The 22,411-nt window shown below is 72.6% G+C and carries 20 protein-coding genes; 9 read left to right on the forward strand and 11 right to left on the reverse strand.

What is annotated here, in order from left to right; genetic code table 11:
* The first annotated feature begins 2 nt into the window (after positions 1–2).
* From OG370_RS09050 to OG370_RS09060, 3 genes are all read left to right on the forward strand, one after another.
* A complete protein-coding gene (locus tag OG370_RS09050; protein WP_328462390.1) occupies positions 3–1,094 on the forward strand; it encodes a hypothetical protein in 1,092 nt (363 codons plus the stop codon).
* The gene (locus OG370_RS09055; RefSeq protein WP_328462392.1) at positions 1,091–1,234 is read left to right on the forward strand and encodes a hypothetical protein; all 144 of its coding nucleotides are present in this window, start codon (positions 1,091–1,093) and stop codon (positions 1,232–1,234) included. Before OG370_RS09050 ends, OG370_RS09055 begins: the two co-directional genes overlap by 4 nt.
* A 158-nt stretch (positions 1,235–1,392) precedes the next feature.
* Positions 1,393–1,908 carry a gluconokinase gene (locus OG370_RS09060; protein WP_328462394.1) on the forward strand — a complete coding sequence of 172 codons (516 nt, stop codon included), beginning with the start codon at positions 1,393–1,395 and terminating at the stop codon, positions 1,906–1,908.
* A 137-nt stretch (positions 1,909–2,045) separates the two neighbouring features.
* Here OG370_RS09060 and OG370_RS09065 read toward each other — a convergent pair whose 3' ends face one another.
* Entirely contained in the window at positions 2,046–3,371 is a 1,326-nt protein-coding gene (locus tag OG370_RS09065; protein WP_328473917.1) for a glucarate dehydratase family protein, read from the reverse strand.
* A gap of 139 nt (positions 3,372–3,510) precedes the next feature.
* Here OG370_RS09065 and OG370_RS09070 point away from each other — a divergent pair, with 139 nt between their 5' ends.
* Positions 3,511–4,572 carry a phosphotransferase family protein gene (locus OG370_RS09070; protein WP_328462396.1) on the forward strand — a complete coding sequence of 354 codons (1,062 nt, stop codon included), beginning with the start codon at positions 3,511–3,513 and terminating at the stop codon, positions 4,570–4,572.
* Between the two features lie 6 nt (positions 4,573–4,578).
* Positions 4,579–5,793, forward strand: coding sequence for an acyl-CoA dehydrogenase family protein (locus OG370_RS09075; RefSeq protein ID WP_328462398.1), 1,215 nt, complete (start codon positions 4,579–4,581; stop codon positions 5,791–5,793).
* Positions 5,794–6,020: 227 nt separating this feature from the next.
* Here the strand turns inward: OG370_RS09075 and OG370_RS09080 are convergent, their stop codons facing one another.
* The 7 genes from OG370_RS09080 to OG370_RS09110 all read right to left on the reverse strand — a co-directional run bounded on the left by OG370_RS09080 (position 6,021) and on the right by OG370_RS09110 (position 15,516).
* A complete protein-coding gene (locus tag OG370_RS09080) occupies positions 6,021–7,004 on the reverse strand; it encodes an NADPH:quinone oxidoreductase family protein (protein ID WP_328462400.1) in 984 nt (327 codons plus the stop codon).
* Between the two features lie 17 nt (positions 7,005–7,021).
* Positions 7,022–7,672 carry a TetR/AcrR family transcriptional regulator gene (locus OG370_RS09085; RefSeq protein ID WP_328462402.1) on the reverse strand — a complete coding sequence of 217 codons (651 nt, stop codon included), beginning with the start codon at positions 7,670–7,672 and terminating at the stop codon, positions 7,022–7,024.
* A gap of 61 nt (positions 7,673–7,733) precedes the next feature.
* Complete coding sequence (locus OG370_RS09090) at positions 7,734–9,485, reverse strand: AMP-binding protein (RefSeq protein ID WP_328462404.1); 1,752 nt, start codon at positions 9,483–9,485, stop codon at positions 7,734–7,736.
* Positions 9,482–10,270, reverse strand: a complete 789-nt coding sequence (locus OG370_RS09095; RefSeq protein WP_328473919.1) for an SDR family oxidoreductase — start codon at positions 10,268–10,270, stop codon at positions 9,482–9,484. Before OG370_RS09095 ends, OG370_RS09090 begins: the two co-directional genes overlap by 4 nt.
* A 265-nt stretch (positions 10,271–10,535) precedes the next feature.
* Entirely contained in the window at positions 10,536–13,310 is a 2,775-nt protein-coding gene (locus OG370_RS09100) for a penicillin acylase family protein (protein WP_328462406.1), read from the reverse strand.
* A 210-nt stretch (positions 13,311–13,520) separates the two neighbouring features.
* Entirely contained in the window at positions 13,521–14,276 is a 756-nt protein-coding gene (locus OG370_RS09105; RefSeq protein ID WP_328462408.1) for an SAM-dependent methyltransferase, read from the reverse strand.
* Between the two features lie 142 nt (positions 14,277–14,418).
* Positions 14,419–15,516: an SDR family oxidoreductase gene (locus tag OG370_RS09110; protein WP_328462410.1), complete on the reverse strand. Its 1,098-nt coding sequence runs from the start codon at positions 15,514–15,516 to the stop codon at positions 14,419–14,421.
* 253 nt (positions 15,517–15,769) lie between these two features.
* On the opposite strand from OG370_RS09110, the gene OG370_RS09115 reads away from it, so the two are divergent.
* Positions 15,770–16,708: a helix-turn-helix domain-containing protein gene (locus OG370_RS09115; RefSeq protein ID WP_328473921.1), complete on the forward strand. Its 939-nt coding sequence runs from the start codon at positions 15,770–15,772 to the stop codon at positions 16,706–16,708.
* A 92-nt stretch (positions 16,709–16,800) separates the two neighbouring features.
* Complete coding sequence (locus OG370_RS09120) at positions 16,801–17,754, forward strand: IS481 family transposase (RefSeq protein WP_328462412.1); 954 nt, start codon at positions 16,801–16,803, stop codon at positions 17,752–17,754.
* Here OG370_RS09120 and OG370_RS09125 read toward each other — a convergent pair.
* Complete coding sequence (locus OG370_RS09125; protein WP_328473923.1) at positions 17,751–18,539, reverse strand: helix-turn-helix transcriptional regulator; 789 nt, start codon at positions 18,537–18,539, stop codon at positions 17,751–17,753. The genes OG370_RS09120 and OG370_RS09125 overlap by 4 nt on opposite strands.
* 218 nt (positions 18,540–18,757) lie before the next feature.
* On the opposite strand from OG370_RS09125, the gene OG370_RS09130 reads away from it, so the two are divergent.
* Together OG370_RS09130 and OG370_RS09135 are read left to right on the forward strand one after the other, a co-directional pair.
* Positions 18,758–19,738, forward strand: coding sequence for an LLM class flavin-dependent oxidoreductase (locus OG370_RS09130; protein WP_328462414.1), 981 nt, complete (start codon positions 18,758–18,760; stop codon positions 19,736–19,738).
* A gap of 141 nt (positions 19,739–19,879) precedes the next feature.
* Positions 19,880–20,341, forward strand: coding sequence for a MaoC family dehydratase (locus tag OG370_RS09135; RefSeq protein ID WP_328462416.1), 462 nt, complete (start codon positions 19,880–19,882; stop codon positions 20,339–20,341).
* Between the two features lie 92 nt (positions 20,342–20,433).
* Here OG370_RS09135 and OG370_RS09140 read toward each other — a convergent pair whose 3' ends face one another.
* Together OG370_RS09140 and OG370_RS09145 are read right to left on the reverse strand one after the other, a co-directional pair.
* Entirely contained in the window at positions 20,434–21,048 is a 615-nt protein-coding gene (locus tag OG370_RS09140) for a TetR/AcrR family transcriptional regulator (RefSeq protein WP_328462418.1), read from the reverse strand.
* A gap of 194 nt (positions 21,049–21,242) precedes the next feature.
* On the reverse strand, positions 21,243–22,391 hold the full coding sequence (locus OG370_RS09145; RefSeq protein WP_328473924.1) for an acyl-CoA dehydrogenase family protein: 1,149 nt from the start codon (positions 22,389–22,391) through the stop codon (positions 21,243–21,245).
* Positions 22,392–22,411 lie beyond the last annotated feature (20 nt).

The raw sequence follows: 22,411 nt of genomic DNA on the forward strand, positions 1-22,411 counted from the left end.
CGATGGCGAGCGGATCGGTGGCGGGCGCCGGAGCCGCGACGGGTACAGGGATCGGGCTCGGCGCGGGCGGCATGAGCGGCGGCACAGGCGGCAGCGCCGCCCTTCGCCGTGGCGGCGGGCTGCCCGTCGTCGGGCTCGGCGGACACCTCGGCCGGGCCGGCCGGTTGCGGCCGATCGCCGGCTTCGCGGTACTGATCTGCGTGACGCTCGCCCTGGCGCTGCGGCTGCCGGCCGGCACCGCCGTGGTGGGCCTCGCCACCTTCGGCATCCTGCACAACGTCCTCGAACTCCGGTACATGGCAGGCCGCTTCGACGGTCTGCTGCACGGGCCGTTCCTGCGGCTGCTCGGCGCGCTGATCACCGGCATCGTGCTGGTCCGGCTGCTGCCACCGTCCACCGCGAGCCGGGCCGCGGAGATCCTGCTCGCCTACGTGCTGCTCGCCGTGGCCTGCTGGTACGCGCTGCGCTCGCGGCCCCTGCGGCTGGCCGCCGCCCTGCCGGTGATCGCGGGCGCCGCCGCGACCTCGCTCGCCTTCCCCGCCTACCACTTCGTGGTGCTGACCCACCTGCACAACGTGGTGCCGCTGGTCTTCCTGTGGGAGTGGTCGCGCGACATGCCGCGCGGCCGGACGCTGTTCCGCGCGGTGCAGTGCGGCTGGATCGTGCTGATCCCCGCGCTGGTGCTCTCGGGCGCCTTCGACGGCCTGATGGGCGCGGGTTCGGGGTGGACCGCGCGGCTGTCGTCGTCGTACACCCCGCCGGCCTGGCAGCACACCGAGGCCGGGCAGCGGTTCGTGACGGTCTTCGCGTTCATGGCGCTGATGCACTACCTGGTGTGGGTGTGGTTCATGCCCCGCTACGCCCCCGACGCGACCGCCGCCTTCGAGCGGCGGGTCCCGGTGGTCACCGGGCGCTGGGCCTGGGCGCTGGGCATCGGCGGCACCGCCGCGCTCGCCGTCCTCTTCGTCAGCGACTACGACCAGGGCACCTCGCTCTACTCCGCGATCGCCAGTTACCACGCGTATCTGGAGTTCCCGGTGCTGCTCATGCTCATCCTGGGGCTCGCGCCCCGGAACCCGGAGGGGGAGAAGTGATCTCGATCATCCTGGCCGACGTGGCACCGCGGGAGAGCGGGGGCGGGGGCGGCGGGCACGTCGTGGTGCTGGTCGTGGTGGCCGTGATCCTGGTGGTCGCGATCACGGCGCTGGTCTTCGCGGCCCGCCGCCGCAAGTAGGTCTCCACCGCGAGCAGCCCGCCCACCCACCGACCGACCGCGTGCACGCCTGCACCCCTGCACGCCCGCACGCCCGCACGCCGATATGACGACGATCTCACCGGCGCCGGCCGCCCCGCACTTGAATACGCACCCCGCATACGTGTTCAGTGGGGCCCATGACAGCCCGACCTGCCGCAACGCTCCCGCTCATCGTGGTCATGGGGGTGTCCGGGTCCGGCAAGACGACGATCGGCGGGATGCTGGCCGCGCGGCTGGGCGTGCCGTACGCCGAGGCGGACGACTTCCACCCGGCGGCGAACATCGCGAAGATGGCGGCGGGCCGGCCCCTGGACGACCTCGACCGCGCGCCCTGGCTGGACACGATCGCGCAGTGGCTCGCCGACCGCGGGCCGCGCGGCGGCGTGGTGAGCTGTTCCGCGCTGCGGCGGCGCTACCGGGACCGGCTGCGGGCGGCGGCGCCCGGGCTGCTCTTCGCGCACCTGGACGGGGCACCGGAACTCGTCGCGGCCCGACTGGGCGCCCGCACCGGTCACTTCATGCCGGCCGGGTTGCTGGAGTCCCAGTTCGAGGCGCTGGAGCCGCTGGAGCCGGGCGAGGCAGGCGCGGTCGTATCGATCGACGGGGACGCGGAGTTGACGGTGCGGCAGATCCTGGAGTCGCTCGCCCGATGAGCGGGTCCGGCCGGCGCGGTCCGGTCAGGCAGCCCGGTCAGGCGGCCCGGTCAAGCGGCGCGATCCCGTGCGGCGCGCCACCGTATCGCGGGCTGCCGCGCGGCGCGTTACCGTACCGCCGGCTGCCGTACCACTGACTACCAGCGCGGCACCGACGGCGTGCGCCACTCCGGGTCGGCCTTGCGCATCGCGGCGGCGTCGTCCCGGTCGCGCATCGTGCCGTCGTCGTCCAGCCAGCGCTGGTGCAGCGCCGCGAGTGCGGCGCGGTCGAGTTCGACGCCCAGGCCCGGGCGGTCGCAGACCGTGAGCCGGCCGCCGGTGAAGACGTGCCGCTCGGTGATGACGTCCTCGACCTGCCACGGGTAGTGCGAGTCGCAGGCGTAGTCGAGGTTGGGCACGGTCGCGGCCACGTGGGTCATCGCGGCGAGGCTGATGCCCAGGTGGGTGTTGGAGTGCATGGACAGGCCCACCCCGAAGGCGCGGCAGATCGCCGCCAGGTGCTGGGTGTTGCGTAGCCCGCCCCAGTAGTGGTGGTCGGAGAGCACGACCTGGACGGCGCCGCGGGTGAACGCCTCCTGGATCTCCGGGAAGGTCGTGACGCACATGTTGGTGGCCAGCGGTACGGACGTGCCCGCGGCGACCCGCGCCATCCCGTCGGTGCCGCTCGCCGGGTCCTCCAGGTACTCCAGCACGTCGCCGAGTTCGCGGGCGACCTCCAGCGAGGTCTCCACCGACCAGGCGCCGTTGGGGTCGAGCCGCAGCGGCTTGCCGGGGAACGCCTCGGCGAGCGCGCGGACGGCGGCGATCTCCTGCTCGGGCGGGAAGACGCCGCCCTTGAGCTTGAAGGAGCCGAAGCCGTAGGTGTCGGCGAAGCGGCGGGCCTGGGCGACCACGCCGGCCGGGTCGAGGGCGGCGCCCCAGTCGTCGGGCTCGCCGGCGCCCTGCGGGTGCTCGGCGAGCCGGTAGAAGAGGTAGGCGCTGTAGTCGACGGTGTCGCGGACCTTGCCGCCGAGCAGCGCGTGCACCGGCAGGCCGAGGGACTTGCCGAGCGCGTCCAGGCAGGCCACCTCGAAGCCGGAGATCACCGACAGCCGGAGCTTGTCCGCGGTCTGCACCCCGCGCAGCCCACCGCTGCTGACGGAGTCGGAGACCTGCTCGGGGTCGCCGCACACCCGCTCGGCGAGCGTGAACAGCCCGTTCAGGTCGCTGAGCCGGTGGCCGGGCAGCGCCTTGGCCAGCGGCGCGGCCAGGTCCAGGTAGCGGGTGTCGCCGTACGTCTCGCCGACGCCGGAGGTGCCATCGGCGGTGACCACCTCGATGACGAGACGCGGGGTGTAGGGCTGGTGGACACCCTGGGTGTTGAGCAGCGGCGGATCGGCGATCAGGATGGGAGTCAGCCGCACTTCGGCGATGGTCGCCGAGCGGGCCGTGGCTGTCGCATCCACCGAACCGGCCGTCTGCATATATGAATCGCGTTCACCCATGGAACCGAGGGTAGGCGGGCGGACCGGCGACCGTCAATGCGGCCGGGCGACCCGGCGGCGGACCGCGACGACCGTCGAAGAACTGGACTGCATACCGACCAGTCGGTATGATCTCGGCATGAGTGCTTCCGCCAACCCCCCGGGCCTGGACCTCGACCGCCTGCGCCGCCACCTGGACCGGGAGCACCCGGGCCTGGCCCGGGGCGAGCTGCGGGCCGAGCTGCTGGAGGGCGGCCGCTCCAACCTCACCTACCGCGTCACCGACGGCACCGACACCTGGGTGGTGCGCAGGCCGCCGCTGGGCCATGTGCTGGCCACCGCGCACGACATGGGCCGCGAGCACCGCGTGATCAGCGCGCTCGCCGACACCCCGGTGCCGGTGCCGCGCACCCTGCTGCGGTGCGACGACCCGGAGGTCATCGGCGCGCCCTTCTACCTGATGGAGTTCGTGCCCGGCACCCCGTACCGCAGCGAGGAGCAGTTGCGGGAGATCGGTCCCGAGCGCACCCGGGCGGCCGTGCACACCCTGGTCGACACCCTGGTGGACCTGCACGCGGTGGACCCGGCGGCGGTCGGCCTGGCCGACTTCGGCCGGCCCGAGGGCTTCCTCGACCGGCAGTTGCGCCGCTGGGGTAAGCAGCTCGACGCCTCCCGCAGCCGCGAACTGGCGGGCGTGGACGAGCTGCACGCCGCGCTCGGCCGGGCGATGCCCGACTCCCCCGCGCCCGCGATCGTGCACGGCGACTACCGCCTGGACAACGTGCTGATCGACACCGACGGCCGGCTCACCGCCGTACTGGACTGGGAGATGTCCACTCTCGGCGACCCTCTCACCGACCTCGGACTGCTGGTGATGTACACCGAGCAGCGCAGCAGCGACCTGCTCTCCGCGCCCACCACCGGCGGCGCCCCCGGCCACCCCGACTCCCGCGAGATCGTCGCGCGCTACGCCGAGCGGTCCGGCCGCGACGTGACGGCGGTCGACTGGTACACCGCCTTCGCCTTCTTCAAGCTCGCCGTGATCCTGGAGGGCATCCACTACCGCTGGACCCTCGGCCAGACCGTCGGCGCCGGGTTCGACCGGATCGGCGGCGTCGTCCCGGTCTTCATCGACCGCGGCCTGAGCACCCTGCGCCGGTCCACCACCGTGCGGCACCCCACCACCCGAGACGAGGACTGAGCGCCCATGGACTTCGGCTACGACACCAGGACCGAGGAGCTGCGCACCCGGCTCTCGGCGTTCCTCGACGCGCACGTCTACCCGGCCGAGCCGGTCTTCGCCGAGCAGCGCGAGCAGGCCGTCGGCGACGACCGCTGGACCGCGCCTCCGATCGTGGAGCGGCTCAAGGCCGAGGCCAGGTCGCAGGGCCTGTGGAACCTCTTCCTGCCCGGCGAGCACGGCGCCGGGCTGACCAACCTCCAGTACGCGCCGCTGGCCGAACTCACCGGCCGCAGCCCGCACCTGGCCCCGCCCGCGCTCAACTGCGCGGCGCCCGACACCGGGAACATGGAGGTGCTCGCCGAGTTCGGCACCCCGGCGCAGCGCAAGGAGTGGCTGGAGCCGCTGCTGGCCGGCGAGATCCGCTCGGCGTTCGCGATGACCGAGCCCGACGTCGCGTCCTCCGACGCCACCAACATCGAGACCCGGATCGAGCGCGACGCGGACTCGTACGTCATCAACGGCCGCAAGTGGTACATCTCCGGGGCGATGAACCCCAAGTGCGCCATCCTCATCGTGATGGGCAAGACCGACCCGGCCGCGGACCGGCACCGCCAGCAGAGCCAGGTGCTCGTCCCCCGCGACACCCCGGGCGTCGAAGTCCGGCGCGGCATGCGGGTGTTCGGGTACGACGACGGCGACCACGGCGGGCACGCCGAGATCGTCTTCCACGACGCGCGGGTGCCGGTCGGCAACCTCATCGGCGAGGAGGGCGGCGGATTCGCCATCGCCCAGGCCCGGTTGGGGCCGGGCCGGATTCACCACTGCATGCGGCTGATCGGCATGGCCGAGCGCGCGCTGGAGTTGATGTGCCGGCGCGCCAACGCCCGTACCGCCTTCGGGAAGCCGCTCGCCGCGCAGGGCGTGGTCCAGGAGTGGATCGCCGAAGCCCGCGTGGAGATCGAGCAGTTGCGGTTGCTCGTGCTCAAGACGGCCTGGCTGATGGACACCGTCGGCAACCAGGGCGCCCACACCGAGATCCAGGCGATCAAGATCGCCACGCCGGCGGCGGTGCAGCGGATCGTGGACCGCGCGATCCAACTGCACGGCGCGGGCGGGGTCTCCCAGGACTTCCCGCTGGCGGAGTTGTGGGCCGCGACCAGGACGCTGCGGTTGGCCGACGGCCCGGACGAGGTGCACAAGCGGTCGCTCGCCCGGCGCGAGCTTGGGCGGTACGCCTGACCCTCCGCGGTGGTGCGTTCTGTCGGTTCAGGGGCCACCTGTGAGTGGGTGGCTGGTCGCGCAGTTCCTCCCCCAGAGCTTCGCCTGGGAGGTACCCCCAGCGCCCCTGGGTAGGTGACGCTCATTCCGCGGAGAAAGCCGCACCTACCAAGGGGAACTGCGCGACCAGCCACAAGTTTGACCGCAAGGTCCGGCAACTCACAGGACGGGGCAGCCGCGACGGCGCCTCACGGAATGACGACGATCCGGCCCACCGTCGTGCCGTCGCTGACCCTTTGGACCGCGTCAGCGGCAGCGGTGAGCGGAAGGCGTTCACTGACGAGGGGCTTGACAGCACCCTCGGCAGCGAGGTTCGTGAGGTCGTCGTGAGCACGGCGGACGGCCGCCGGGTCGTGGGTGTTGTAGAGCCCCCAGTGCAACCCCAGAATCGTGTAGTTCTTCACGAGCGCGTGGTTGAGCGCGGGCGCGGGAACCGTCCCGCTGGTGAAGCCGACCACCACGATCCGCCCCTCGAAGGCGATGCACTTGGTGGACCGGGTGTAGGCGTCCCCGCCGACCGGGTCGTAGACGACGTCGGCGCCGCGCCCTCCGGTGGCCTCCTTGACGACGGCCACGAAGTCCTCGGCGCGCCGGTCCACGACCACGTCGGCGCCCCACTCCCGTGCGGCCTCGGCCTTCTCCGGCCCGCCGACCACGCCGATCACGGTGGCGCCCGCGGCCTTGCCGAGTTGTACGGCCGCGCTGCCGACCCCGCCGGCCGCCGCGTGCACCAGCAGCGTCTCGCCGGGGCGCAGCGCGGCCCGGCGGTGCAGGCCGAACCAGCCGGTCTGGTAGCCGATGTGGAGGGCGGCGGCCTCCGCGTCGTCCAGCGCCTCGGGCGCGGGCAGCACCCCGGCCGCGGGCACCACCGCGTACTCGGCGAACGCCCCGGCGGGCAGCGCGGCCGGGGTGATGACGCGGTCGCCGAGGGCGAGTCCGGTCACGCCCTCCCCGGTCTCCGCGACCTCGCCGCACATCTCGACGCCGGGGGTGAAGGGCAGCGGCGGCCGGATCTGGTACTGGCCGCGGCACAGCAGCGCGTCGGGGAAGTTCACGTTGGCGGCGCGCACCCGCAGCAGCACCTCGCCCGGGCCGGGCCGCGGGGTGGGGACGTCGTCGAGGCGCATCGCCTCGCGCGGTTCGCCGGTCTCGTGGACGCGCCATGCCTTCACAGGGGGTCTCCCAGGGGTCAGGGCCGCCGCACCGAGTGCAGCAGCAGGTCGGAGAACTCCGCGGCGACCTGCTCCGCGGTGAGCGGGCCGTCCGCGTGGTACCAGGTGCCGAGGTGGTGCACCGAGCCGAAGAAGTAGTCCACCACCAGGTCGGGCCGCAGCTCGGGCCGGAAGTGGCCGTCGCGCTGCCCCTCCTCGATCAGCGAGCGGAACGTCTCGTGGTAGCGGCGGCGCTCGGCGCGTACCGCCTTCTGCTTCTCCGGGCTGAGTTGGTGCATCGAGCGGAAGAAGATCTTGGTGTCGTCGAGGTTCTGGATGCTGGTGACGACGACGTCGGCGGCGGCCTCGGCGATCCGCTCGGCGACGGGGGTCGGCCGGGCCGCGATCGCGTCGAGCCGCTCGGTCTGCAACCGCAGCACCCGGCCGTAGATCTCGTGCAGCAGGTCGTCCTTGGAGCCGAAGTAGTGGTAGAGGGCGCCCTTGGTGACGCCGGCGGCCTCCACGATCTCCTGGACGGAGGTGCGGTCGTAGCCGCGTTCGGCGAACAGCCGGGTGGCCTCGGCGAGCAGCCGCTCGGGCACGGCGCCCGTGGGTCCCGCACCCGTCGTGGCGCCCGGTCCCGTACCGCCGTCGCCGGCGCTGCCGCCGCTCGTCGCCCTGCGTGCCATGGCTGCTGCCCTCTCCTCGTGCCCTGTGGTCGGCCGGCCGGCATTCCGACCGGTATGGACCCTATCCGGCCGCCGTTTTCAGTTCCCGGCGCAGGATCTTCCCGGTGGCGGTCTTGGGCAGTTCGGCGAGCACCTCGACCTGCCGCGGGTACTTGAACGCCGCCAGCCGCTCCTTGCAGTACGCGACCAGCTCGGCCGGATCGGCGGCGGCGCCGGGCCGCAGGCTGACGTACGCCTTGACGCTCTCGCCGCGGTAGGCGTCGGGCACCCCGACGACCGCGGCCTCGCGCACGGCGGGGTGGGTGTAGAGCACGTCCTCGACCTCGCGCGGCCAGACCTTGAAGCCGGACGCGCTGATCATGTCCTTCTTGCGGTCGACGACATAGAGCCAGCCGTCCTCGTCCATGAACCCGATGTCGCCGGTGAGCAACTCCCCGCCGGGCAGCGCCGCCGCGGACTCCTCGGGCTTGTTCCAGTACCCCGGTACGACCATCGGCCCGGTGACCGCGATCTCGCCGGACTGGCCGATCGGCACCTCGGCGCCCGCGTCGTCGAGGATGCGGACCACGGTGCCGGGGCCGGGCACGCCGACCGCGAGGGTGCCGGACTCCGGGTCGACGGGGGCCTCCAAGCCCGGCGGGACGCTCGCGCACGGCGCGGTGCACTCCGTCAGGCCGTAGCCGTTGGCGAGGTAGCGGCCGCCGGAGCGGGCCCGGAAGGACTCCACGACGGCGGGCGGCAGCGGGGCGCCGCCGGAGGAGATCAGCTGGAAGGAGGCGAAGTCGTCGGGCGCGGCGTCGGGCCGGGCGAGCAGCGCCATGAACGCGGTCGACGGGCCGACGGTGTAGGCCGGGCGGTACTCGCGGAACGCGTCGAGCACCACGCCGGGCTCGAAGCGGTAGGTGAGCGCCACGGTGTGCCCGCCGGCCAGGGCCGCGGCGAGCTGGCAGACCATGCCGGTGATGTGGAACAGCGGCGCCAGCGCGAACACCACGGCGCCGTCGGGGAGTTGCTGGATGCGGACCTGGCGGTGGGCGTTGAAGGAGATGTTGCCGTGGGTGTTGAGGGCGCCCTTGGGGCGACCGCTGGTGCCGGAGGTGTAGCTGACCAGCGCGATGTCGCCGGCAGCGGGCAGGTCGGCGAGGGGCAGGTCGGCGAGGGGCAGGTCGGCGAGGGGCAGGTCCGCGGCGGGCAGGTCCGCGGCGGATCGTACGGGACTGGCCCCGGCCCCGGCGCGGGCGACGGCGAGGACGTCCCGCGCGGGGTCCTCGGGCCGGGCGCCGTCGGTGGCGGGCACGGGCGGCCGCCGCTCACCGAGCACCCGGGCGTCGTCCCGGCTCTGGAAGTCGTGCTCGTCGGCGGTCAGCGCGATCCGGACCGGCGAGTCGGCGGCGGTGTCCCGGACGTACGCCTGCCAGGCGGTGTTCGCGCACAGGATCGCCGCGGCGTCAGCGTCGCGGAGGATGTGGGCCAACTCCTGCCGCTTGTACATCGGGTTGACCGGGATCACCGCGCCACCGGCCTTCCACGCGGCGAGCAGGCCGATCACGAACTGCGGCACGTTCTGGAGCATGATCGCGAGCCGGTCGCCGGGGGCGAAGCCGTGCACGGTCAGGTGGCGGGCGAGGCCGTCGGAGAGGGTGTCGAGTTCGCCGTAGGACAGGGTGCCGTCGAAGTAGCGCAGCGCGGGACGGCCGGGCGCGCGCTCGGCGAACGCGAGGAAGGTGTGCAGCACGGACGGCGGGTGCTCGGTCCCGGCGCGCTGCTCCTCGGTGAAGTGCTTCAGCCAGGGCTGGTCGGCGTAGGTCGTCATGCCCGCTCGCCTCCCTCGGCGGCGGCGAGTTGTCCCTCGTACTGCCGCTGGAGTTTGTTCATGCCGCCGAGCCAGCGTTCGGGTTCCTCGGCCCGGGTCGCGTAGTACCCGGCGACCTCGGGGTGCGGGAGGATCAGGAAGCGGTCGGCCGCGATGCCGTCGAGCACCGCGTCGGCGACGTCCTCGGGCTCGATCGCGGTCGGCGCGAGCACCAGGTCCCCGGCGGGGCCGGTGGAGGCGAGCATCGCGGTGCGCACCCCCTGCGGACAGACCGCGTGCACATGGATGCCGCGGTGCCGGTAGGTGAGCGACATCCACTCGGCGAACGCGAGCGCGCCGTGCTTGGTCACGGAGTACGGTGCCGCGCCGATCATCGTCAGCAGCCCGGCGGCCGACACGGTGGACACGAAGCGGCCCGACCCGCGCTCCAGCCAGTCGGGGAGCAGCGCGCGGGCGGCGCGGACATGGCTCATCACGTTGACGTCCCAGGCCAGTTCCCAGGCGGCGTCGTCCGCTTCGGGGCCGCCGCCGGTGCCGACACCGGCGTTGGCGCAGAACACGTCGATGGTGCCGCCCAGCGCGGTCCGGGCGGCGGGCACCACGTCGGAGGCGTCGCCGGGCACGACCGCGGCGCCGATCTCGGCGGCGGTCTCGCGGGCGGCTTCGGCGTCGAGGTCGTTGACGGCCACCCGGGCGCCCTCGGCCGCGAATCGGCGGGCCAGCGCGGCGCCGATGCCGCCTCCGGCCCCGGTGACGACCACCCGGGCGTCGCGCAGCGCTTCCACGACCACGACGTGTCTCCTTCGACTCGAGGTTTCGACCCTTCGCCTGCCCTTTGCATACTAAGCGGTCGGTCATCGCTGCGGAAGGGGCGTACGGAAGGGCCGCGTGAGGCGTGCGGAAGGGCCGGGCCCCTGCTCGGGACCCGGCCCTTCCTGCCGTACGGCTCCGCGCCGCCTGACGATTCCGGCAGCCCGGGGGGTGCCGGTGTGGCTCCGGTGCGCTCAGCAGATCTGCTCCGATGCGCTCAGCGGCGCGGCTCCGGTGTGCTCAGCGGTGCGAGGGGAACTCCACCACCTGCTGGTAGGTCGGCCGGTTCTGCCAGCTGATCCGGTCGTCCGTGATGCCGCCCAGCGGCCGCTGCACGATCGAGTCGGCGCACCACTGGTCGCCGGCCGAGCAGCCGCCGTCGTCGCCCGGGTAGACGGTGGTCGCCGGGGTGGCGGCCGCCTGCTTCAGGGTGGACAGCAGCATGTCCCGGCAGGCCGCGAGCTGGCCGCCGCCGCAGTAGGTGTGCGCCAGCGGACCCTGCACGCTCTGGCCGAGCACCTTGCGCAGGTCCTTGTCGGCGTACGACCACCAGCCGTACTGGAACGAGCTGCCCGCGTGCGAGCCGGTCGGACCGTGCCCGGCCGAGGGCGACTCGTCGATGGTCAGGTTCGTCGCCAGCGCGTTGTACAGGTCGGTGCCGAGCCCGGGCTCGAACTCGCCCTGGATCAGCAGCGGCCACCACGCGTCCATGATCCGCACCGCGTCCGCGTTGGCGTACGTGTGCGAACCGGCCGAGGTCTCCGTGCGCTTGGTGCCCGCCGCACCCCACGCGGTCAACTGCTGTACGGCGGTGGCCTCCTGGCTGTCGGTCACCGGCGAGCTGTTGATCACCTGGAGCAGGTCGGGCAGCACGTCCTCACCGCGCAGGTCGGTCAGCGACGCGTCCGACATCGCCTTGACGAGCGAGGCCCTGGTCACGCCGCCGGCCTGCACCAGCGCCTTGACCCGGTCGTTGAGCAGATCGGCCCGGTGCACCGAGCCGTTGCCGAAGGTCGCCGAGGTGTAGCCGGGGGCCTGCTTGTTGTTCCAACTGACGTAGTAGTCCTGGTCGATGGACTGCGGATGCTGCGAAGGCGGCGTGTAGTCCGCGGTGTTGTGGGTCGGGTCCCAGCCCTGCCAGTCGTACGGGCCGGTCCCCCACACCGGGAACGACGCGTCCACGCCGGCCGCCCGCACCGGGTTGGTGCCGCTGTTGTAGTACGCGGTCTGCCGGGAGTCCGCGTAGAACCAGTTGAAGGTGTAGTTGATGTCCTGCGCCGCCTTCTGGAACGACGCCGCGTCATGCACGAACCCTGGATCGTTCAACTCCTGGAACCCGATGATCGAGTCGGCCTCGTGCATGTAGGAACTGCGCAACTGCGTGTACGCGACGGGTTTCCCGTCGATCGTGGCCCGGTAGATCACCGGCCCGTACGCCGTTCGCCACACCTGCATCCGGTACGACCCGGCGGGCGTGGAGTCCGCCAGCGTGGGCGTCCAGGAGTTGGTGCGCTCCAGCTTCTCCATGGCCACGCAACTCCCGTGCAGGATGTAGTGCGTGTCGTCCTGGCACAGCTGCACCGCGTAGGTGTCGGTCACGTCCTGCGACGCGGAGGTGGCGCTCCACGCGTAGTCCTGGCCGCGGCCCAGCTCCACGTACATGCCGAGCCCCGCGAACGACGCGCCGCGCGCGCTGATCCCCGGCCCCTGGAGTTCCTGGAGCATCAGCAACTGCGGCGCGAAGTAGCCGGTCTGCGGGCCGAACACGGCCACCGGATGGCCGCTCGCGGTGTGCGCGCCGCTCACCACCAGCGCGTTGGACATGCCCTTGCGCGGGTCCGAGAAGAGGTTCGAGGGCAGCACCCCCGGGCTCTTGGTGGTGGTCTGGGTCGCCCCGCCGGTCGCGTCGTAGACCAGGGGCTCCGGCACCACGGAACCCGGGTCGGGCAGCGCCTCGCCCTGCGGGTCGGCCGGCTTGCCCGCGTACGGGAACGACGTGCCGTCGTGCACGGTCGAGGTCGCCTCGGGGTCGTCCCGTTCGCGGAACGACTCCCAGACGTTCGTGCCGTCCTGCACGCCGTACTTCTGCTGCGCGGCCATCAGCGACAGCGCCGACTGCACCTCTCCGCCGCCGCCGGTACCGAACAGCGCGCCCACCACGGAGGCCAGCGCGATCAGGTCGGTCAGCTTGAACGGCTCGATGTCACCCTCGTTCGTGATCGCGTTGACGTGCCCGGTCAGGTCGTACTCGCCGGGGAAGTACCGTCCGTTCTTCGACGCGGTGATGTAGGAGTTGATGCCGTCGATGTAGTCCTGCGCGTCGGCCAGCGCCTGCTTCCCGCGCGCCCCGCTGTTGTTGCTCAGCCAGTCGACCTGCGCCTGCAGGTCGTCCTCGGTGTACGGGGCCTGCTGCCAGAACTCCTGCTCCAGGCCGCGGTTGGCCGCCGCGCCGCCCGCGAACGACGACAACTCCCCCCGGCCGACGTGCCGGAACAGGTCCATCAGCCACAACCGGTCCTGCGCCGCGGCGTATCCCGCGCCGAACTCGGTGCCGTCCCTCGTGGTGCCCTTGATGTGCGGCACCCCGGTCGCCTTGTCCCGGGTGATCGTGACGTCGGAGCGCGGGCTGATCACCGAGGCCACCTGGTCCGAAGGCACCCCGAAGGACGAGGAGTTGAAGAAGTTGCTCAACGTCGCGTCCGTCAGGCCCTGATACCCGGTCGCGAGCGAGGAGTACGGCCCGAGCTGGTCCATCGTGTGCGCGGGGCGGGTGCCCAGCGCCTTGTTGGCGAGGATGTCGGCGAGCGTGGCGTTGCCGTTCTCGCCGGGCGGCAGGATGTCCGAGCACTGGCCTCCGCAGTAGTCGGTGGTGGGGTCCGCGGCGTGCGCTGCCATGGCGCCGGGCGCCATCAGTGTGGCGCCGAGGGCCAGCAGCGCGGCGGCGGCCGCCGTTCTCAAGGTGCCGACCCGCCTGCCGATGCGCGTGCCGATCCGTCGTGGGGTCCGTAGCGGCATATCTTCTCCTTCCGGGTACCGGTGCGCGGAGGTTACCGCCGGTACGCAGCTCCCCGGAAGATGAACATACGTCAGCTTTTCATTTTCTCTGGCGCCCCACATGCCGCGAACGTGACGATAGCCCCGCACATCACCCGTGCCCCGGCGCTCACTTCCCCGGCGCCGCCGCCCTGTCCCGGCTCGCGCCGCCAGCCGACATCCTCTCCCCGCTCACTCCCCCGGCGCCGCCTCCCGCAGCACGAACACGCCCCACCCCAGATACCGGCGTTGGTACTCCAGATGCGTACGGCGGCCGTGTGCCAGGAACTCCCGCATGTCCGCCGCGTCCTGATGGTCCGCCGGCACCGCCCGCAGCCAGTCCGAGATCGCGAACCACTGCTCCGCGACATAGCGGTCCCAGCTGTCCCCGTCCGCCAGCACCATCTCCACCAGTTCCATGCCGGCCGCCTCGAACCGGTCCAGCGTGCCGACCAGCGAGGTGAACTCCTCCGGGTCGAACCCCATCGCCTCGAACGCCTCCTCGGGCGCCGGCTCGGTCAGATACGGCTCCCCGATCAGCATCAACCCGCCCGGGCGCAGCGCCCGCCGCAGCAGCTCGATGGTCCCGCCGACCCCGTCGCCGATCCAGGTCGCCCCGATGCACGACACGACGTCGAACGCCCCCGGCTCGGCCTGGTACGCCCCCGCGTCCCCGCGCTCGAAACCGACCCGCTCGGCCACCCCCAGCTCCGCCGCCCGCAGCCGGGCCGCGGTCAGGAACACCTCGCTCAGGTCGACCCCGACGCCCCCGACGCCGTACCGCTCGGCCCACCGGGTGAGCATCTCCCCCTTCCCGCAGGCCAGATCGAGCAGCCGCTGCCCCTCCTCCAGCCGGCAGACCTCACCCAGGAGCATCAGCTTCTCCTCGGTGATCGGGTTCAGGATGCGGTGCCCGGACTCGGCGATCTCGTGATGGCGCAGGCTCATGCGACTCCTCGGCCGTACAGGCCCCCGACGGGGGCGGAACCCGCGCATCGTGCCTGATCCGGGGCCTGGGTGCCACCCAATATCCCCTGGGCCGTCCGCTGGGCGCCGCCCCCCGGTCCCCCGTGTCCCCCAGCGGCCGCACCTACTCCCGGCCGAGCCGCAGCAGGCTCTCCGCCGTCGCCAGCACCGCCTCCTCGTTCGACCTGGGCGACCATCCGAGCAGCCGGCGGGCCTTCGCGCTGCTCGTGCGCCGGATCGTGCCGAGGTGCGGGACCGTGCCCGAGGCGTCCGAGCCGACCGGGGCCGCCGCCCGCACCGGCCGGTCGGGCAGTTCCCTCGTCGGCACCCGCGCCCCGTCCGCGCCCAGCCGCTCCTTCAGCAGCACCGCGATCTCGCGCATGGACGTCACGTCGCCGGCCGCCGCCACGAACCGCTCCCCCGCCGCGGCCGGGCTGGTCATGGCCAGCAGGTGCAGATCGGCGACATCGCGCACGTCCACCACCGCGAAGTACATCCGCGGCACTCCCGGTGTCCCTCCGTCGAGCAGGCGCCGGACGAGCGCGATCGAGGCGGAGTAGTCGGGCCCGAGCACGGGACCGAAGACCCCGACCGGGTTGACCACGACCAGTTCCGTGCCGCGGCCCTCCCGCGCGGCGAACTCCCAGGCGGCGCGCTCCGCGAGGGTCTTGGACTTCACGTACGCGCTGACGCCGGGGCCCTCGACGTCGGTCCAGGTCTCCTCGGTGAAGGGCTCGTCGGTCTGCGGGTGGCCGTAGCCGACCGCGCCGAAGGAGGAGGTGAGCACCACGCGCTCGACTCCCGCGTCACGGGCGGCGCGCAGGACGCGCAGCGCGCCGTCGCGGGCCGGCACGATCAGGTCGTCCTCGTGCTCGGGCTCGCCGGGCGGGAAGGGCGAGGCGACATGCAGGACGTACGCGCACCCGGCGACGGCCTCCGCCCAGCCGTCGTCCGCGCTCAGGTCGGCGACGGCGAAGTCCAGCGCGTCGCCGCTGTCCGCCGTGCCCGCGCCGGGGTCTGCCGCGTCCGCGCCGCCGTCCGCCGTGCCCGCGCCACGTGCCGCCTGTGCCCGGCCCGCGCTCACCATGGCGCGCACCTCCGGCTCGCGCGCCAGGGAACGGACCGTGGTCCGTACCCGGTAGCCCTCGTCCAGCAGGCGCACGATGCAGTGCGCCCCGATGAAGCCCGAGCCACCCGTGACCAGTACTCGTTCGCCGCTCATGTCCTTCGCTCCTGTCCTCGGCCCGGCCGACCCGACTGCCGACGGGTGCGGGATGCGTCGACATCCGCCGACGCTGTCGAGCATGCGGCCGGTCGTCACGGACAGTAAGACCCTGCTGACACTGGTAGCCGCAGGGACAGGCTGAGCCGCGCACACCCCCGTACGCCCGCCGTACGCTGGGACGCATGGCTACGGTGAGTGAGCTGGGCGACTACCTCCGGGTGCGCCGCGAGCGGCTGCGGCCCGGAGTGAGCTGGGCGACTACCTCCGGGTGCGCCGCGAGCGGCTGCGGCCCGAGGACGTGGGGCTGCCCGCGGGGACCAGGCGCCGGGTGCCCGGGCTGCGGCGCGAGGAGGTCGCGCTGCTGGCGGGGATCAGCGTGGAGTACTACCTGCGGCTGGAACAGGGCCGCGACCAGCACCCCTCCGACCAGGTGCTCGACTCCCTCGCCCGCGCGCTGCACCTGGACGCCGACGCCGAGACGTATCTGCGTACGCTCGCCCGGCCGCGGCGCCCGGCGGCCCGGCGCAGGCCCGTACGGCCGGAGCGGGTCAGCCCGGGCGTGCAGTCGCTGATCGACAACTGGACCACCACTCCCGCGATGGTGGCCGGCCGCTATCTCACGACGCTGGCCGCGAACCCGCTCGCCGTCGCGCTCAACCCGTGCTTCGCCCCGGGGGTCAGCACGCTGCGTGCCGCGTTCCTCGACCCGGAGATGCGCGAGTTCTACCGTGACTGGGACGCGATGACCGCGAAGACCGTCGCCTACCTGAGATCCATGGTCGCGGGGGTGGACGACCCCCGACTGATGGAGCTGATCGGCGAGTTGAGCGTGCGCAGCGAGCGGTTCCGCACGCTGTGGGCCCGGCAGGACGTACGACTCAAGACCAGCGGCGTCACGCTGCTCCGGCACCCGCAGGTCGGCGATCTCGACCTGCACTACGAGAAGTTGGCGCTGCCGGGGGCGCCCGGGCAGATGCTGATCACGTACCACGCGCAACCGGGGACGGCCTCGTACGAACGGCTCCAGCTCCTGGCGCATCTCGCGGAGCGCCTCGAGCCGGCGGAAGCTCCCGGCTCCGCCGAATCCGTGGAGCCCGGGGAACCCGCCGAACTCGCCGAGCCTGTGGAGCCTGTGGAGCCCGGGGAGCCCGCACCGCGGACTAGCTGTTCTGTCCACGGAGGTTGGTGACAGTGATCACGGTGGGGTGATCTTGAACGAGTAAGGGCCTTCCGGGTTCGGTGTGGATTGCGACATCGACATCGAACGATCAGAAGGCCCTCATGCCCCACCGTAATGCACCTCTGACCGAGACCGGCCGTCTGCGGCTGGCCCGCTGCATCGTTGACGACCGGTGGACCCTGCGCCGGGCCGCCGAACGCTTCCAGGTCTCGCCCACCACGGCTCAGCGGTGGGCGGCCCGCTACCGGGAGCTGGGCGAGGCCGGGATGGTCGACCGCTCCTCGCGCCCGCACTCCAGCCCGCGCCGGACACCGACCCGTACCGAGCGGCGGATCATCAAGGTCCGTGTCCTGCGCCGGTGGGGACCGGCCCGTATCGCCTACCTTCTCGGGCTGAACCCGGCGACCGTGCACCGTGTCCTGACCCGCTACCGGCTGGCCCGTCTGGCCCACCTGGACCGTGCCACCGGCCGGGTGATCCGCCGCTACGAACACGCCGCCCCCGGCGACCTCGTCCACGTCGACATCAAGAAACTCGGCAACATCCCCGACGGCGGCGGCCACAAGGTCCTCGGCCGGCAAGCAGGCCGCAAGAACCGCACCAAGGCGGGCATGAGCTTCCTGCACAACGCCATCGACGACCACTCCCGCCTGGCCTACAGCGAAATCCTGGCCGACGAGAAGAAAGAGACCGCCGTCGGGTTCTGGCAGCGCGCCCACGCCTTCTTCGCCGCCGCCGGTATCACCGTCCAGCGGGTCCTGACCGACAACGGCTCCTGCTACAAGTCACATCTGTGGCGCAACTCCCTTGCCGAGCAAGGTATTTCACACAAACGCACCCGGCCCTACCGGCCCCAGACCAACGGCAAGGTCGAACGGTTCAACCGCACCCTGCTGGACGAATGGGCCTACGCGAAGCCCTACCGCACCGACGCCGAACGACGCGCCGCCTATCAGCAGTGGCTCCACACCTACAATCACCACCGCGGACACACCGCACTCAAAGGCCAACCACCCGCCAGCCGCGTCCCCAACCTAACGGGTCAGTACAACTAGCTCACCGGTGCGGCCCGCGCCGCCCCTTCGGTGAGCGCCCGGGCAGTGGCCCGGTCGGCGGGCAGGAACGCCTCCAGCTTCAGCTCCGCGATCGTCACGTCCGCGGCCGTCGCGAAGACCGCGACCGTGGTCATCAGGCGCAGCAGGCCGCGGCTCGCCGTCTCCAGTTCCATCGGCACCGCGAAGCCCAGCAGTTGGGCGTCCCCGGGCGCGGACTCGCCGACGTAGGACGCCAGTTCGGCGTGGAGCGCGGCCAGGCGGGCGTCGGGGTTGCGGCGCTGCTCGTCCCGGAGCGCCTCGATGACGTGCCGGGCCCACTGCGGGAAGTTGCGGATGCGCGGGGCGAGTCCGCCCGGATGCAGGGCGAGCCGCAGGATGTTGGCGTGCGGGCCGAGAAGCGCCGGGTCGACGCCCTCCGTCATCACGTCGAACGCGCTGTTCGCGCGGACCAGCGTGCCGTGCCGGTCCACGACGATCGCCGGGTAGGGCAGGTGCCCGGCGAGCACGTGGTCGAGCGCTTCGAGCGCGGGGGCGAGTGCCGGGTCGTCAAGGTCGTGTTCGGGGTGGACGGGTGCGTAACCGGCGGCGAGCAGCAGCCCGTTGCGCTCGCGCAGCGGGAGCGCGAGGGAGTCGGCGAGCCGTGCCACCAGGGCCCGGCCGGGCGCCGAGCGGCCGTTCTCGATGAAGCTGATGTGGCGCTGGGTGGTGCCCGCGCGGGAGGCGAGTTCGAGCTGGCTGAGGTGGCGCCGGTTGCGGCTGGCGCGCAGCGCCTCGGGGAAGTCCACGCCCCCGTTGTAACGGGTGCGGCCGCCCATCTGCCATTCCCTGCCGGGAATTGAGGACATGCCCTCGATCGCGGACGCTCGGCCGTATGACGAACACGTGCACTTCTCCGGCCGACGGTTCCCCGGCCGGCTCCCCGACCGGCTCTGCGGCCGGCTCTGCGACCGAGCCGGGCTCCGGTTCGAGCTCGGGCCCCCGCTCAGGCTCCGGCTCCCGTCCCGTGGATCACGACGCGCTGCGGCTCGGCGTCTTCGTGCCCACCACCCTGGCGCAGTGGGCGCCGCACGACGGCCCGCGGGACGTGCTGCGCTTCGGGGTCCATGCCGAACGCGCCGGCTTCGACTCCCTGTGGGTCACCGACTCGCTGCTGACGCCGAGGATCGAGGCGCTGACGGCGCTGACCGCCCTCGCGTCGGCCACCGAACGAGTGACGCTGGGCACCGGCACCCTGCTGCCGGCCCTGCGCCCACCGGTCACCGCCGCCCAGACCATCGCCTCGGTGGACCAGCTGTCCGGCGGCCGCCTGGTCCTCGCGGTCGGCGCGGGCTTCCCCGGCCGCTTCGGCGCACCCGTCTACGCGATGGCCGGCACCCCCTGGCCGAAGCGGTTCGCCCGCCTGGACGAGACCGTCGCCCTGTGGCGCCGGCTGTGGACCGGAGAGGGGCCGATCTCCTTCCACGGCGAGGTGCTGCACTTCGACGACCTCGCGCCCGGCACGCCCACGTTCCGCCCGCAGGGTCCGCCGATCTGGCTGGGCGGCGCCACCCCCGCCGCCCAGGCCCGCGCCGGCCGCCACTACGACGGCTGGTTCCCCTACCCGCCCGACCCGGCCGACTACGGTACGGGGCTGGCCGCGATCCGCGCCTCGGCCGCCGCTGCGGGACGTTCCGACGCCGCGTTCACCCCCGCCCTGTTCGTGAACGTCCTGCTCACGGGCGCGGCGGACGGCGGCCGTGCCGCACTCGACGCGTACGCCCGGGCCACTTACGGGCGCCCGGTCGAGGAGATGGAGCAGATACAGGCGAACGCCGCGGGGACGCCCGACGCGGTCGTCGACAAGCTCGGCCGGTACGTGGCCGCGGGCGCCCGTCACCTGGTGTTCCGGATCGCCGCGCTGGACATCGCGGGGCAGGCGGCGCAGCTCGACGGTTTGGCGGAGCTGCGGGGGCGGCTCGACGCGCTGGTGCGGGTGGCAGTGTGACCGGCCGGCCTGGACGGGCGGGACGACCGCGACGGGGCGGACGACCGCGACGGGTGGGGGCCGCGGCACGTTGACATGCCCGGGTGGGCCGAACCATGCTGAGCAAGCGCTTGGAAACCAGCTACCCAGGAGGCCACCGCCATGCCGCAGCCCCGCGTCTTCGCGTCGCTCGACGAACTCCGTGCCGCCGTCGGCGAGCAGCTCGGCTGGACCGACTGGGTGGAGATCGAGCAGAAGCGGATCGACCAGTTCGCCGAGGCGACCGGTGACCACCAGTGGATTCACGTCGACCCCGCGCGGGCGGCGCAGGGCCCGTTCGGCACCACCATCGCGCACGGTTTCCTGACGCTCTCCCTGATCCCGTCGCTGACCCCGCGGCTGTTCAGCGTCGAAGGCGTCCGGATGGGCGTCAACTACGGCGTCAACAAAGTCCGTTTCCCCGCCCCCGTGCCGGTCGGCTCGCGGCTGCGGGCCACCGCGAAGATCGCCGAGGTGTCGGAGGCGGGCGGCGGCGTCCAGCTCGTCACCCAGGTCACGATCGAGCGCGAGGGCGGCGAGAAGCCGGTGTGCGTCGCGGAGACGGTGGCGCGGTTCTACCTCTGAACCGGCCTCGGATCTACGAGGCGTTCATCGGGCGCACCGCCGGGGGGCCGGGCGCCGGGCGCCGGGCGCCGGGCGCCGGGAAGATCATCGGATCAGCCGATCCGGCGGACCATCCTCAGCACGAGGTCGGCGTAGAGCGCGCCGACCTCGTCGGGTGTACGGCTGCCGCCCGGACTGAACCAGCGGGCCACGTCGATGCACAGCGACAGCACCGCGAGCGTGGTCCCGGAGACGTCGGGCACGTCGAACTCGCCGGTCGCCACACCGTCCTTGATGACCGTCCGGATCGCGTCCTCGCTCCGCCGGCGCAGCACGACGATCTCGCGGTAGTGCTCGGGGGCGAGCGCGCCGAGTTCGTACTGCACGATGCGGCCGGTGGTGTGATGCTCGGCGTGCCAGCGGACGAAGACGCGGACCGCCGCCGCGAGGCGTTCCGCCGGAGTGCCGTCGGCGTCGCGGGCCTCTTCCAGCATGGCCAGCGACCGGTGGTGGCCGACCTTGCTGATCTGGTAGAGCAGTTCTTCCTTGGTCTTGTAGTGGATGTAGAGCGCGGCGGGGCTCATCCCGGCCCGGCCGGCGATGTCCCGGGTGGTGGTGGCGTGGTAGCCGCGCTCCGCGAACGCCTCGACCGCGGCGATCACCAGCCGCCTCGCGGCGTCGGGGGTGATGTCACCCCACGCCTCGCCGGTTGCCGCCTCCGCAGTCATCGCACGCTCCTCACGCCCGTCACACCCACTTGGTCGACAGGGCCACACCCTACCGCCATGGGTGAGCAAGCGCTTAGGCGAAGGAGCCGGCGACCGCACCGGGGCGGGGCGTGCCGGGCGGGCCGGCCAGGGCAGCCGGAGCCAGAGCCAGAGCCGATACGACCAATGCCGATGCCGCCGGAACCGCTGCGGCGCTAGAACGCGGAGATGCCGGTCAGCGCCCGCCCGATCAGCAGTTTGTGTATCTGGCTCGTGCCTTCGTACAACGTCATCACCCGGGCGTCGCGCAGCAGCTTGCCCGCCGGGAATTCGTCGATATAGCCATACCCGCCGAAGACCTGGAGCGCGTTGTTGGCGCAGCGCACCGCGGCCTCACTGGCGTAGAGCTTGGCGACCGACGACTCGGTGGCGAAGGGCAGCCCGCGGTCGATGAGGTCGGCGACCCGCCAGGTGAGCAGCCGCGCGGCGTCCACGTCGACGGCGATGTCGGCGAGCATCTCCTGGACGAGCTGATGCCGGGCGATCGGCACCCCGAACTGCTCGCGCTGACCGGCGTACCCGGTGGCTGCCTCCAGGCACGCCTGCGCGATGCCGACACAGCCCGCGGCGACCGACATCCGGCCCTTGGCGAGCGCGGACATGGCGACGGAGAAGCCCTTGCCCTCGGGCCCGAGCATCGCGTCCGCCGGTACCCGTACCGCATCCAGCACCAACTCGGCCGTCGCCTGGCCGCGCAGGCCCAGCTTGCCGTGCACCTCGCGGCGGGTCAGCCCGGGGGCGTCGGCCGGCACCAGGAAGGCGCTCACGCCCCGGTGGCCCTCGCCGCCGGTGCGCGCGAAGAGCAGCACGACATCGGCCCAGGTGCCGTTGGTGATGAACATCTTGCTGCCGCTGATCTCGTACGCGTCACCGTCCCGCACCGCGCGGGTGGTGAGGTTGGCGGCATCCGATCCGGTCCCGGGTTCGGTGAGGCCGAAGCAGCCGATCGCGTCGCCTGCCGTCAACCGCGGCAGCCACGCGCGCTTCTGGGCGTCGCTGCCCCAGCGCGCTATCGACTTGGCGACAAGGCCGAGCGAGACCGACACGATGCCGCGCACCGCGGAGTCACCGCGCCCCAACTCCTCGGTGACCAGGCAGTACGCGAGATGGTCGCCGCCCGAGCCGCCGTACTCCTCGCCGATGGTCAGGCCGAGGAAGCCCAGCGCGCCCAGCTTCTTCACAATGCCGCGATCCACGCTCTCCGCCCGATCCCACTCGACGGCGTGCGGAGCGATCTCCCGGTCGGCGAACTCCCTGGCCAGCGCCTTGACGGCGGCCTGCTCCTCGGACAGCTCAAGGTCCACTGCGGTCACCCGGCCCTTCT

Origin of the sequence: Streptomyces sp. NBC_00448, from assembly GCF_036014115.1 — a bacterium.
GTDB lineage: Bacteria > Actinomycetota > Actinomycetes > Streptomycetales > Streptomycetaceae > Actinacidiphila.

Coding starts and splice junctions, on each gene's coding strand:
- OG370_RS09050 (WP_328462390.1), top strand. CDS start 3: ATGGCGAGCGGATCGGTGGCGGGCGCCGGAGCCGCGACGGGTACAGGG.
- OG370_RS09060 (WP_328462394.1), top strand. CDS start 1,393: ATGACAGCCCGACCTGCCGCAACGCTCCCGCTCATCGTGGTCATGGGG.
- OG370_RS09065 (WP_328473917.1), bottom strand. CDS start 3,371: ATGCAGACGGCCGGTTCGGTGGATGCGACAGCCACGGCCCGCTCGGCG.
- OG370_RS09070 (WP_328462396.1), top strand. CDS start 3,511: ATGAGTGCTTCCGCCAACCCCCCGGGCCTGGACCTCGACCGCCTGCGC.
- OG370_RS09075 (WP_328462398.1), top strand. CDS start 4,579: ATGGACTTCGGCTACGACACCAGGACCGAGGAGCTGCGCACCCGGCTC.
- OG370_RS09085 (WP_328462402.1), bottom strand. CDS start 7,672: ATGGCACGCAGGGCGACGAGCGGCGGCAGCGCCGGCGACGGCGGTACG.
- OG370_RS09090 (WP_328462404.1), bottom strand. CDS start 9,485: ATGACGACCTACGCCGACCAGCCCTGGCTGAAGCACTTCACCGAGGAG.
- OG370_RS09100 (WP_328462406.1), bottom strand. CDS start 13,310: ATGCCGCTACGGACCCCACGACGGATCGGCACGCGCATCGGCAGGCGG.
- OG370_RS09105 (WP_328462408.1), bottom strand. CDS start 14,276: ATGAGCCTGCGCCATCACGAGATCGCCGAGTCCGGGCACCGCATCCTG.
- OG370_RS09110 (WP_328462410.1), bottom strand. CDS start 15,516: ATGAGCGGCGAACGAGTACTGGTCACGGGTGGCTCGGGCTTCATCGGG.
- OG370_RS09120 (WP_328462412.1), top strand. CDS start 16,801: ATGCCCCACCGTAATGCACCTCTGACCGAGACCGGCCGTCTGCGGCTG.
- OG370_RS09135 (WP_328462416.1), top strand. CDS start 19,880: ATGCCGCAGCCCCGCGTCTTCGCGTCGCTCGACGAACTCCGTGCCGCC.
- OG370_RS09140 (WP_328462418.1), bottom strand. CDS start 21,048: ATGACTGCGGAGGCGGCAACCGGCGAGGCGTGGGGTGACATCACCCCC.